This window comes from Dyadobacter sp. AC419 (assembly GCF_979253085.1).
Window position 1 is genome coordinate 50,739 of record NZ_CEEDCD010000017.1, and the last position, 12,928, is coordinate 63,666.

Consider the following 12,928-nt stretch of genomic DNA (forward strand, 5'->3'; position numbering starts at 1 on the left):
TCCATGCTTTTTCAAAATACGATTATCAAAATCTTGCTCTTCACCCTGTTCCTCGCCGGTCTTTCCTGCACGAAGGAAAAGGACATTGCCGAGTATGATTTTGACCTCCTAACTGCCGAAAAAACCGGAATTGACTTTGCTAACACGCTGAAACCAACTAAGGATTTCAACATTTTCTATTATATGTATTTCTATAATGGTGGCGGCGTTGGCGCGGGCGATCTGAACAATGATGGGCTTGTGGATCTGTGCTTTACGGGAAATCAGGAAGCAAACCGCATTTACCTGAACAAGTCGGGGATGAAGTTCGAGGACATTACGGAAAAGGCGAATTTCAAAGGCAACAAGGGCTGGTCCAATGGCGTGTCGATTGTGGACATTAACCAGGACGGGATGCTGGATATTTACATTAGTCAGGTCGGGAACTTTGAGTCGATGAAGGGACATAACCTGCTTTTTGTTTGTCAGGAAATTAAGGACGGCGTGCCGGTTTATGCGGAGAAATCGAAAGAATATGGCTTGGATTTAGTCGTTTTTGGCACGCAGGCCGTGTTTTTTGATTATGATCTGGATGGTGATCTGGACATGTTTCAACTAAACCATTCGGTTCATCAGAACGGAACATTTGGCCGCCGGGCACTTTTTGAGAATGTTTATCATCCGCTGGCTGGCGACAAATTGTTCAGAAATGACAATGGGAAATACATTGAAGTGTCCAAAACGACCGGCATTCACAGTTCTGCATTGGGTTATGGCCTTGGCTTAGGCGTTGGTGACATCAATTTCGACGGTTATCCCGACATGTACATTGGAAACGATTTTCATGAAAATGATTATTTGTATATCAATCAAAAAAATGGTGCATTCCTGGATATGACCGATTCGTCGCTGATGCATACGAGCCAGTTTTCGATGGGCGTGGACATTGGGGATCTTAACAACGATATTTTCCCGGAAATCGTGTCGCTGGATATGCTGCCTTCCAATTATGAAATCCTCAAAAAGTCGGAGGGCGAGGATATGTACAGCATTTTTAAATACAAGATCCGGCAGGGCTACAATTACCAGTTTGCGCGGAATAATCTGCAATACAACAACGGAAACGGCACATTCAGTGAAATTGGCATGTATTCCGGCGTGCATTCGACGGACTGGTCGTGGGCCGCGCTTTTCTCTGATTTTAATAATGATGGTTTAAAAGACCTCTTCATTTCCAACGGCATTCCAAAGCGGATGAATGACACGGATTACATCAAATTCGTGTCCGATGATGTGGTTCAGGAGAAGATCAGGAATAAGAATTTCGACGAAAATGATCCTGGGTTGGCGGATAAGCTGCCTGAAATCAAGCTTAACAACAAGTTTTTCTGCAATAAAGGCGATCTGGCTTTCAGCGATATGAATGGCCTTATTCGGAATGATCAGGTTTCATATTCCAATGGTTCCGTTTATGCGGATCTGGACAATGATGGCGACCTGGACATTGTGACGAATAACATCAATGAGAAGGCATTTGTCTACGAAAACCTGCATGATAAAAAGGCTGAAAAAGGCGATTTTTCACGCGTTTATCTGAAAGGAAAAGCGGGGAATGTGAATGCAATCGGCACCAAATGTCTGGTTTTTAAAAAAGACAAAGTGCTGAGTTTCGAGAAATTTCCTGTCCGCGGTTTTCAGTCGAGTATGGAGGTGCCCTTGAACATTGGTTTGGGCAAAAAGGTCGATGTGGATTCCATGTTTGTGATCTGGCCGGACAACCGTTTTCAAGTCCTTAAACAGGCTGATTTGAAGGATTCTTTATCATTAACCTACAAAAATGACCTGCCAGTTTTCGATTATCAGCAGTTTAAAACAAGCCGTGAAACCAAGGATTACACATTCGAAGACATTGCCGCACAACTGGGCGTGGATGTAAGACACGAGGAAAATAATTTCGTAGAATTTGATCGTAACTCGCTCATTCCGTTCGAAGTAACCGCCGACGGGCCAGCGCTTGCCGTTGCCGACATTAACCACGACGGACTGGATGACATTTTCGTAGGTTCTTCCAAAAAGCATCGCAATCATTTATTTCTGCAAACCAATGCGGGCGTTTTCAACGAATCGATGCAGCCTGCTTTGTTGAAAGACAGCACTTATGAGGAGGTTAGCGCGGAATGGGTGGACGTGAACCGGGATGGACATTTGGATCTGGTGGTTGCGACCGGCGGCAACGAATATTCCAATAATTCTGAGTTTCAAATGCCGCGCATTTACCTTAATGATGGCAAGGGAAATCTGAATGTCAAACCTGATGCTTTTACCAACACTTACGTGACTGCTTCCTGTGTGGTTCCGTTTGATTTTACGGGCGATGGCGTTGTGGATCTGTTCATTGGTGGCCGTGCCGTGCCGCTTAACTATGGTGAAATTCCTAAGTCCTATCTGCTTAAAAATGATGGTTCCGGTAAGTTTACGGATGTTACAAGCCTGTATGCCAAGGAATTGTCCTCTATGGGTTATGTGAAAAATGCGAAGCTGGCTGATCTGGATAAGGACGGAGATCAGGATATATTACTGGCTTTGGAATGGGACGGCATCGTGATGTTGCAGAATAATGGAAAAAGCTTTTCCAAGAAGATGCTAACCGACAAAAAAGGCTGGTGGAATTTCGTAATGCCTTATGATTTTGACGGCGATGGTGACCTCGACATTCTGGCTGGAAATCTGGGTTTGAACAGCAGAATGAAGGCAAATGCCGAGCAGCCCGTGAAAATGTATATCAATGATTATGATGGAAACGGTCGCAAGGAGCCACTCTTGACCTATTATCTGAATGGAAAGGAAGCGCTTTTTCCTACGAAGCTCGAAATGGAAAAGCAGATGCCGGTAATCCGCAAGAAATACATTTTCGCAACCGATTTTTCGAAAGCCAGTTTGGGTGATATTGTGGGCGAAGACAAATTAAAAGATGCTCAGGTTCTGTCGGCCGATTATTTCCAGAATGCAATTTTGGTGAATGATGGGAAAGGGGATTTTGAAGTCAAACCATTGGGATACAAAGCGCAATGGACGCCATTTTACGACGCGCAGATCATTGATGCCAACGGGGATAAGCTGCCTGATGTGCTCATTATGGGCAATTTCTATAATTGTAACATTCAAATGGGGCGCTATGACAGTGATTTTGGCACCGTTCTGATCAATCGCGGCAACTGCAATTTTACGCCCGAACCATTGAAAGGATTACAGGTCAAAGGCCAGGTGAAACATTTGAAAAACATCAAATTGAAAAGTGGAAACGCGATCGTGGCAGCGAGAAATGATGATAAGCTGGTTGTGATCCGTAGAAAAGGCGATCCGGTCAAAAAGTAAAATTATAAGCGACCGTTGCAATCGGGGTTGCGAAAATATTCAGCTGATAACTTTTGGTAACCGCATTCTCAGTCTTAAAAAACACCGAATAAGCGTTCTTTCGGGCATATAAGTTGTAAATCGAGAATGTCCAATGTCCCTGCCACCTGCGGTTTTTCATGCTCGGATTGTAAATGTTCCAGGCGAAATCCAGGCGGAGATAATCGGGAATGCGCTTGTTGTTGCGCTTGTCGTAGAACGGGTAGACATTGTTTTGATAATTGATAAAACCAATCGGCTCCGAATACGGCCGTCCGGTGCTGTAAGCAAATGTGAAGCCGAAAGAATTGTGACGATCAACCGTAATGTCCAGTGAAGCGTTGAATGTGTGCGGTTTGTCGTAATTAGCTGGATACCAGTCGCCCCGATTCACTTTCTCGATCAATGCGGCGTCTTCATCCACAATGTTAAGCGAGCGCGCATAAGTGTAATTTGCCCAGCCTTTCAGTTTTCCCTTCTTTTTGGATAGCATCATTTCCAGCCCGTAGGACTTGTTTTTGCCCTGGATCATCTGCGTTTCAGGATATTCCTGCAAAAGGAAATCTGCCCCGGGTTTGTAATCAATGATGTTTTTGGCATTGCGATAATAACCTTCCAGCGTGATTTCGTAAATGTCATCATGAAAGGATTGGTAAAATCCAGCCGTGAAAAGATGACTGATCTGCGGCTTAATGTGCGTATCGCTCGTTTTCCAGCGCGAAGTCGGAATTGGCGTGGCCGTGTTGGAAACCACCTGAATGTATTGCCGCATGAGATTATAGCCGAATTTTAGTGAAATCCGGTCGTTCAGCGCGTAACGTAAGCCCACGCGCGGTTCCGGCCCGCCGTATGCTTTTGAAACCTTTCCCTTATCATAAACCGTCGAGTCTACAACCGAAAAGTCATCCCTCGGCTGATCGGACAAATAGTTTCTGACCACAGATTTTCCTGTTGCCATGAAAAAAGAATAGCGTAATCCGAGTGAAACGGCCAGTTTTTTGGAAAAATTGATCTCGTCATCTGCATACCAGGCCACTTCATTTGCATGCTCGGTCGGTGTTGCGATTAAGTTTACACTTTCACTTAATCCCGGTTCCAGCGTGCCCGGTTTAATGGCATATTGCGTCCCAATGAAGCCTGTTTCAAACTTGTGATTGGACAGCTGATAATTAATGTTAGACTTGATCTGCCGCTGCTCCACAGATGAGCGCAGCTTCACAACATTGCCAGTCGCTTTTTCGGCCGTGCCAATGTCTGGCGAATATTTGGCAAAAACCGCAGTCGTTTGCACGCTCACCTCCGGACTGATCACATGCAGCCAGCGCAGCATGCCATTGGTCGTAATGTGCTTATAATAAGTGTCTGTTCCCACAACATTGGGCAGGTTCGTGAGCAAGTCCGTTTTGAAATAATCGTTGCTGTAATAGCCCATAAATGTGAGCGTATTTTTGTTATTGATCTTCCAGAACGACTTGGCAGAAAGTTCTCCAAACTTGGCGCTAATGTTGTTAAGCTGCTTATCGAGTTTTGGTAAAATAAAATCATTGAATGCCCCGCGACCAGCCACATAAATGCCCAATTTTCCCTTAATGACGGGCACATCGACCATTAACCTGTTAGAAACCAGACTGATGCCACCTTCCAGTCGCAACTTTTCAAGATTCGGATTTTTGGTGGAAATATCCAGAACAGAAGCCACCCGACCGCCAAAGCGCGCGGGAACATTGCCTTTATAAAGATCGAGACTGTTCACTGTATTTGGCGGAATCACGGAAAACAGACCGAACATGTGCGTAGGATTGAAAATCGGCGTGTCGTCCAGCAAAATCAATGTTTGATCCGTCGTTCCTCCCCGGATATTAACGCCATTAGAAGCCTCGCCGACGCTGGAAACGCCAGGTAACATTTGCAGGCTGCGCAAAATATCCAGCTCGCCAAACGCGGAAGGCAGCTTTTCCAATGTCTTAATGTTGATTTGCAGAGCACCTAGAATCGGTTGCCGGATAGTCTGGTCAAATCCTTTGCTGGTAATGATCACCTCTTCCAGCTGGCTCGAAGTTGTGGTCATTAGCACATCGAAATGCACTTTTTGCGTGCCGCTTTTGATAAAAACTTTGAATGATTCGTAGCCGACATGCCGGATCGCCAGCACATGGTCTCCGTTTGGAAGGTTTACTGTGAAATTGCCCTTCTTGTCCATTTCCGCCGCTGACCAGCTTTTACGATAATCGATCACAATGGAGGCGTCCGGCAGCGGGGCAAGCGTGGCCGAATCGCGCACGGTGCCCGTGATCACAAGACCCTGTGCAAGAGCGGGAAGCACATTCACAAATAAGAATAGCAGCGCGTATAATTGCTTCATTTACAAATCATTATTGCGTCCATTTCCAGTCTTTCGGCAAAAACGGCGTGCGCGACCGACTCTTTTTGCATATCGCCAGCGGAATGTAAGGCCGGCCAGCCGCACGCTCTTCCATGATCGGCTCACGGTTGTGAATGGTTTTGAAAAGCTGGTTTAAAACAGCCGCATTCTTGATGTTTTTCCGCCAAAGCATCGTCCGGTATTCCGAAACAGAAGACGCCGTGAAGAACCCGATGATCAGCTCGTTTTTGTCTTGCTGGTTCGTAACATTGCCCTGAATGGGCGCAGGCGGCGTGTCGGCCAGCGTTCCGGAGTTATTGGCCTGGTCCTGAATAAGTTTTAAAAAGCGGTAAGCATTAGGCGTGAGCGAATTTTGCTGCAAGCTCACCAGGCACGGATTGGACTGTAAAAGCGGGATTTGCGCAACGAGCTTGTCTTTTTGACCTTGTCCGTTGGTATAAATGTCTGAGAAAATGGTGATGTCTTTGCTGTAAAAAATGTCCCAGCAAAGGTCCTCGCAAGTGTAATCGTAAATGTCGTTGTATTTCAGTGTCAGGTCGGTGAAGCAGTCGCCGTCTACGCCATTTTCAGCATCAAAAAGATAATATTTTCCCTGGTTGCAGGTTGTGCAGGTTTTCTGTAATTCCCAAAGCGTCCATTGCCAGCGGTAAAAATTCTTTTCGCCGGCGGGATCATCAAAATCCAGGTAAATGTCATTGCTGGGCGTGAATTCGCCGTAATAAGGGGAAAGTTTTGGAATCCCCTTTGGGTTAAAAACGTCATAAGCCCGCTTCACTGACGTAACCGGCGGCATGACTTCGGCCGAGGATTTATAATATTTTCCGTTTTCTGTCAAAAATTCAAGCTCATAGGCATCGCCTACTTTTCCCTTGAAATTGGCAGGCAACTGATAGATTCCCGGCTCAGTCTCGGTCAGGTTAAGGACCTGCGTGCCGTTTACATTGATCTTCGCTTTCGCTTTTTCCAGCGGCAATGTCGAAAGTCCCTTCGTCCAGATCGTTTGCGTAAATTCAGAACTTTCGTTGGTCGCTTCCGGATTAGTTTTAGACAAAGAAATAAACTGCGGCCCTTCAAGATCCGTAATCACGCCATCCACAACAATGTATTCCTTCGCAGTCTCGAAATTGACGCTATAAGGCTCCACACAGGCCGCAATGCCGGTTATGAGGAGCGTCAGCAGGAATGAAAGCCTGTAATTCATGGCTATTGAATAACTATTTTCTTTGTATAAAACTGACCATTTACATTGCGAAGCCGCACCAAATATGCACCGCTGGAAACGCGCAAATCCAGATTCAAATCGAGCACTTTCCCTTTGCTATGCTGTCCCAAGTTGCTTTTGTAGACCGAAATTCCGGCGACATTGTAAACTTCCAATTCGTAGAAGCCCGTTTCGGGAACAGTTATTTTTACAGAAATGGGTGACCGGGCCGGATTTGGAAAAACGGTCAGCACTTTGTCATCCACATTCGGCTCCAAGCCCGTGATAACTTCCAGCCCGGCGCGCGTAACGGCAATGTTGGCCATTGTGGCGCAATCCCAGTCAAACTGCACTTTGAGCTGCTTGCCCAGCAAATCGTAAAAAGCAGAGTTATTTTTAAACTCGGCATTGATATAAACGACGGGAATGGCCTGACCGTTTAGCGTTACGGCTGTCGGGTTCGTGGTGAAGTTTTTTATTTCAAATGTTAAATGTCTTTTAGCGAGTGATTTATCAAAGTTTTTAGTCCGTTGAACTGTCACATTAACCTGATCATTGGAAACCTTTCCTGCAAATTCCACAAGCTCATATTTTGATTGAACCAAGGAATTAGGATCAACGCCGTCGTCATGAAACATTGTGAATGTAGATGCCGGCACCGAAATATCCTGGTAAAATTTTACGGTAAGACTGTCGGAATTATAGTAATCGGTTGATTTCTTGGTCGTTGAAGTGGATAAGGGGATAAAGCTGCCTCCTCTGGCGTAAACCGGAATGTGCTCAATAGCAAGTTTTGGGAAAATATTCGTGTTGCCATTGTACACTTCGGTGTTCCAGAAATTAAACCATTTCCCTAGTGGCAAAACGACTTTCCGCGAAGGCATGCCATGCAGCAGAACGGGTGCAACCAGCAAATTTTCTCCAAAAAAATATTGGTTATCAATGTTCCCAAGCGCCCTTACGTTGTCGAAATAGTCCATAGGCAAACAAATTAGACGCCCGGAAACACTGTTTTTCCAGGCTAATGAATAAATATAAGGCAGGAGTTGATAACGGACCGCTGCATATTTTTTGACCGTGCTGTAAAATGGCTCGCTAAGGTTAAATGGTTCAACGTTGTCGCGCTGTCCGGCGACTTTCAAAATAGGAGTGAATGTGCCGAACTGAAACCAGCGCAGATCAAGCTCTTCATCTTTTTCTGCCTTGTCGGGCATGGTAATCGACCCGCCCACATCCGAATGCATGTAACCGAACCCGGACATGCCAGCTTGCAAAAGGATCGGGACTTGCAACTTCAATCCCGCCCAGAAACGGCTCACATCGCCACTCCAAGGCAAAGCACCATATCGCTGCGAACCCGCCCACCCGGAGCGCGTCATGTGGAAAATCCGCTTTTCAGGGAAGTCTTTCGTGAAATTATTGTAAAAGGCTTTGGACCAAAAAAGTGAAAACAGATTGTGGATTTGAAATGCATTACCCAGCTCATGCACGGCGTCCATCGGATGCGGATCCGGTTCCGTTTTTTCACTCCACCAGCCTGCAACGCCCTGAGCGGCGATTTTTTTCTGTTTTTCCCAAAGCCAGGTTTGCGCAGCAGGCTTGAAAATGTCGAGCAAGCCAGCCGTTGCGGTCCCTACATCCATCGTATAAGTCTGGCCGCTGGTTGGCTTTTTTGTAAAAAGGGATTGTGCTTCGGCGGTTTTGTAGTTCGCGGACTTCGTGCTAATGTAAGGATCTGCAACGAGAATGGTTTTGATGCCCTTATCATTTAAACCTTTAACCATTGCAGCTGCATCAGGCCAGTTTTTCGAGTCCCAATCCATGTTTCCACGCACATTCTGACCGCCATACCAATTCTGATCCAATGCCAACGCATCGACCGGAAAACCCTGATCCCGAAGCTTGGTAACGGCCACCGTCGCTTCGCTTTCATTTTTATAGCCCGATTTTGACTGAATGTAACCGAAAGCCCAGCGCGGAGGCAATGGCTGCCGGCCCGTCAGAAGCGTATAATTGGCAAGAATTTCGTCATTATCATTGCCATGAATCAGATAATAAGCCCACTTTCCAGTGCTGGCCGACTCCACCCGCAGTAATGTTGAATCCACAGCGCCCACATACATGCGCATGGAACCCGGCTTGTCGCTGTCGAAGAGCAGCCCGTATTTGTGGGACGAAATGATGAATGGAACATTCAGACTTTGGGACAATCCCGTTGACTGGTCAAAATATTGGTATTCCCAGGAGTTATAAAAATCAAAGCCTTTCCTGGCCAGATCCGGGCCGAATGGCCGACCACCGGCACCGTGAAAAACGTCTTTTGGATTAATGTTAAAAAGAAAGCTGACGGAGTCTTTCGCTTGGACAAAACCTCTTGTTTCCTTGATGATAACCTCGTTGCCAGACTTTAACGCAACATTTAAAGGGAATTTATCAATGAGCAGCGTGCACTTTTCAGATCGGATTTCAATGTTGTCTTTGGTTTCAACCACATTAAGCGCCGCAGTTGAAATCGGGAGAATTACAGAGTAGGAACTGTCAAGTCCGGGGGCGCTTTTGGCAGAAAGAAGTTGGATTTTAAATATCTGAGGCGACAATGTCTGAATTTTCAGCGCGTCTTTCGTTCCAAGAATGACGATGCCTCCTTTTTCCTTCTCGTGACTGCACAAAATTCCCGGCGCCCTGTCCAAAAGACAGCTTGCTCACAACCATTAGAAGTAAAACAAAAAGGTATTTGTGTCCCATAAACTAAAAAGGGAACGCACCCAGCGCTCCCTCCTAAGTTAAGTCAAATAAAACAAATTTTCCTGGCTATTGTTTAATTATTTGGGGTGGATTATTGGCAGTTTTCGTATTTGAATTTAGTGAACTGAGTGATCTTGTTTCCAGGATAATCAACGGTTACCGTTGAGGTTTCAGGAAGACCATTTGAGAGATATTTAAAAAGTGAATTTTCTATATATGCATCACGGTCAGGGTATGTCACGGTTTTCTTGATCGTATTGTTGTTCCCTGATGAAGTGACAAGGATATTGATATCATTAGGAATTCCTTTGTATCTGCGAGGAATCAGCAATTCTGGATTTTTGTAACTATCGAACAGTTTCCTCTCAGAATAAACAAGTTTTGACTGATAATGACTTTCTACCAGCGTAATGTTATCATTAGCATCGTATTCTATAACCAGTTCAGAGTCGCCATAGGAATCTTTTATGATCCTTCCTTTTGCATCATATTTGGTATTCTCCGTGTCAGCAAAAACCATTTTCCCATCCTTGAAATTAATCGTTGAAACCGATCCGTCTTCGGACTGTGAAGCAATTGATTGAATTAGCCCTTTTGAATCGTACTTGTAAGTTTTGCTAAGGCTGGTTGTGTAAGTTTTAGGGGCATATTTATCACCTTGTACAACGGTCGTTGATTTATTAGAAGACGATTGAATCAGAGTATCTACATAAACAAATGTTGTGATATCATTGAGCTCAATGCTTCCTTTTTTGTAAAACGGATAATCATTATATGAAAAAGTGCCTTGCTGCAAGGACAGTTTGAAATGGTTAATTTCAACCAAAAAACCCTGGCTATTATATTTAAAAGTATACTTTTCATCATCGCTGGTTTTTACAGGAAACGCTGTATTCCGATAGCCATCCCTACTTTGCACAATAGTTATAAGTGTAAGCCTGCCCTCATTATCTTGGTGCAGGTTCGATTCGTAGGTATAATTGGTGGTGTCAGCATAAGAAATTTCCTCTGTTAACGCCGATTTTCCAGCAAACCGACAATTTCCACTCGGCTCAACTTCGTGGTCTTTTTTACTGCAAGAAACGGATAATGCTAAAAAGGCGAGAAATGTAAAGGTTGATCGATAGAGGCGCATTTGAGCTTTGTGAAGATTAACTAATGTTTTAAAGTATTTACAATTTGTAAGTAGCTGAAACACCTACGCTGAACACGCGCAGATATTGGTCGTAAACGGACCGGAAACTCGAACCGAATGTGCCGAACTGGTCATCAGCGACTGGGGTGCCGTTCTCCGTTCTGTCGATAAAAGATCTGCGGCGGATTTTAGGGTAAATGCCGCCGATAAATTTGGCAGCGGCATTCAATGTGACCCGTTTATTCAAAGCGTAATCAGACCCTAAACCCGCATTGAACCCGACAAGATATTGACTATCATCCATTTTGGACCATCGTGAAAAATAGGTCATGTTGTCTTGCGGAGTATCTCTGTAACCTGCTGATTGTTTAATTTCATTCTTTTTCATGAATGCCAGTGTAGGGCCGATTAGCGCATATGGCTTAAACCTGCTTCGCTCATCATTCGTGAGCACAACATTCATCGCAAGGTCAAGATGTAATGCACGGTATGAAAAACCGGTCGTTTTCAGATCAATGTCGTATTTTTCAGGGATCAGATGATTGTTGGGGAATGGGATGCTGTGAAAGCCGGTGCTGTCAATATCGATGTTTTTTGCCGTTGTTTGATTGATGTAAACGCTAAGATCTATGCCTATTCTTTTGGAAAGATTAAGGTCTGCACGGAAACCAATCGGAATGGAATGGCTTCTATAGAAGTCGGTTTTACGATAAGTTACTCTACCCTTAATGAGACCAGCATTGAGGTCAAAAGCAGTGCAAGTTAAGCCCATAACCCACATAAGGCCCAATGTGAACCGTGACTTTAAATTTATCCAGATTCTCATCAATAATTTCGGAATCGCTTCCTTGTGATTGATTAGCGTAAATAGTCAGGTTTTTTAAATAGCGCGCGGAATACAGCGGTTTTATATTTGACTTAGTGTAATATGCTTCAATAAGGTCACGACCAAAAATGATAGGCAAGGCTCGCTGAATATGTTGTTGAGAGATGACCAGCAAAGAGTCGTTTTTCTCAACATAATAAAGCTTGCTCTTGTCATTGAACAAAAGGCTGTAATATCCTTTAACCAATAACACAAGTGGCTTTCCTTCTTTGCTTAAAACGGGACTATTAGGAAGGCTTGAATCTTTCTGAGCATACGAAACAAACGTCATTAGAATAAATGCGGTGCAAAGAATTGAGAGCCGAACAGATCGCACAAAAAATACATTTGGAGTTAGATCCAAATGTATCAAAGTAAACCCGATTTTACTTAATTTTTTATAAAATTAATACTACATGCTTTCAGTCCTTCCGCCGTCTACTGGCAAGTTGATGCCGTTGATGCTTGCTGCGGCTGGACTGCACAAAAATGCAACGGCTGCTGCGACTTCTTTTGCTTCGCTGAAACGGCGGATAGGGATGCTTGATTGCAGTTCCTGGGCAATTTCTTCTTTTGATTTTCCGGAGTTTTTACTGCGCATTTCCAAAACCGATTCAAGGCGGGAAGTTACGGTGTAACCCGGCAGAACGTTGTTGGAAGTAATTCCAAACTGGCCCAGTTCCAATGATAATGTCTTCGACCAGCTTGCAACCGCGCCGCGAATGGTGTTGGAAACGCCCAAACCCACAATCGGTTGCTTAACTGATGTGCTGATAATGTTGACAATGCGTCCATAACCTGCTTTTTTCATGGATGGGACCACGGCCTGTGCCAGAAATTGATTGTTGACCACGTGCATCTGGAAGGTTTTGATAAACTGTTCTGTATCGGCTTCAATGATCGGTCCGCCGGATGGGCCGCCCGTATTATTGACCAGAATGTGCACGTCAGGAACCAGGCGCAAGTAATTTTCGATGGCTTGCTTCAAATTCTCATGATCTGCAAAATCGGCCACAACATAGCGGTGGAGCTGGCCGGCAGAGGTGTCCAGCGTATCAACGGCTTCCCTTAACTTCTCCTCATTACGCGCGACTAATGTCACATTTGCACCTAATAATGCGAGTTCGATTGCCGAGGCGAGGCCGATCCCTTGCGTGCTTCCGCAAACCAACGCCGTTTTTCCTGTCAGATCCAGATTCATTGCTTTTTACTTTTAGTGCTTATAAT

Annotated in this window: 8 protein-coding genes; 1 reads left to right on the top strand and 7 read right to left on the bottom strand. The window is 44.8% G+C overall.

What is annotated here, in order from left to right:
* Positions 1-3: 3 nt before the first annotated feature.
* On the top strand, positions 4-3,354 hold the full coding sequence (locus AC0IYG_RS10435; protein ID WP_471711028.1) for a VCBS repeat-containing protein: 3,351 nt from the start codon (positions 4-6) through the stop codon (positions 3,352-3,354).
* Here the strand turns inward: AC0IYG_RS10435 and AC0IYG_RS10440 are convergent.
* From AC0IYG_RS10440 to AC0IYG_RS10470, 7 genes are all read right to left on the bottom strand, one after another.
* Positions 3,344-5,734, bottom strand: a complete 2,391-nt coding sequence (locus AC0IYG_RS10440; RefSeq protein WP_471711029.1) for a TonB-dependent receptor — start codon at positions 5,732-5,734, stop codon at positions 3,344-3,346. The two genes, AC0IYG_RS10435 and AC0IYG_RS10440, sit on opposite strands and share 11 nt — an antisense overlap.
* Before the next feature lie 10 nt (positions 5,735-5,744).
* Positions 5,745-6,956, bottom strand: a complete 1,212-nt coding sequence (locus tag AC0IYG_RS10445) for a DUF4249 domain-containing protein (protein ID WP_471711030.1) — start codon at positions 6,954-6,956, stop codon at positions 5,745-5,747.
* A gap of 2 nt (positions 6,957-6,958) precedes the next feature.
* Positions 6,959-9,625, bottom strand: a complete 2,667-nt coding sequence (locus AC0IYG_RS10450) for a TIM-barrel domain-containing protein (RefSeq protein WP_471711031.1) — start codon at positions 9,623-9,625, stop codon at positions 6,959-6,961.
* 167 nt (positions 9,626-9,792) lie between these two features.
* A complete protein-coding gene (locus AC0IYG_RS10455) occupies positions 9,793-10,899 on the bottom strand; it encodes a hypothetical protein (protein ID WP_471711032.1) in 1,107 nt (368 codons plus the stop codon).
* Positions 10,874-11,608, bottom strand: coding sequence for a hypothetical protein (locus AC0IYG_RS10460; protein WP_471711033.1), 735 nt, complete (start codon positions 11,606-11,608; stop codon positions 10,874-10,876). The genes AC0IYG_RS10455 and AC0IYG_RS10460 overlap by 26 nt, the downstream gene beginning before the upstream one ends.
* On the bottom strand, positions 11,583-12,065 hold the full coding sequence (locus AC0IYG_RS10465; protein WP_471711034.1) for a hypothetical protein: 483 nt from the start codon (positions 12,063-12,065) through the stop codon (positions 11,583-11,585). The genes AC0IYG_RS10460 and AC0IYG_RS10465 overlap by 26 nt, the downstream gene beginning before the upstream one ends.
* A 48-nt stretch (positions 12,066-12,113) precedes the next feature.
* Positions 12,114-12,902 carry an SDR family oxidoreductase gene (locus AC0IYG_RS10470; RefSeq protein WP_471711035.1) on the bottom strand — a complete coding sequence of 263 codons (789 nt, stop codon included), beginning with the start codon at positions 12,900-12,902 and terminating at the stop codon, positions 12,114-12,116.
* Positions 12,903-12,928 lie beyond the last annotated feature (26 nt).

Excerpts from the sequence above, each read along its gene's own strand:
- AC0IYG_RS10435 (WP_471711028.1), top strand. The coding sequence starts at position 4 with ATGCTTTTTCAAAATACGATTATCAAAATCTTGCTCTTCACCCTGTTC.
- AC0IYG_RS10445 (WP_471711030.1), bottom strand. The coding sequence starts at position 6,956 with ATGAATTACAGGCTTTCATTCCTGCTGACGCTCCTCATAACCGGCATT.
- AC0IYG_RS10470 (WP_471711035.1), bottom strand. The coding sequence starts at position 12,902 with ATGAATCTGGATCTGACAGGAAAAACGGCGTTGGTTTGCGGAAGCACG.
- AC0IYG_RS10460 (WP_471711033.1), bottom strand. The coding sequence starts at position 11,608 with ATGGGCTTAACTTGCACTGCTTTTGACCTCAATGCTGGTCTCATTAAG.
- AC0IYG_RS10440 (WP_471711029.1), bottom strand. The coding sequence starts at position 5,734 with ATGAAGCAATTATACGCGCTGCTATTCTTATTTGTGAATGTGCTTCCC.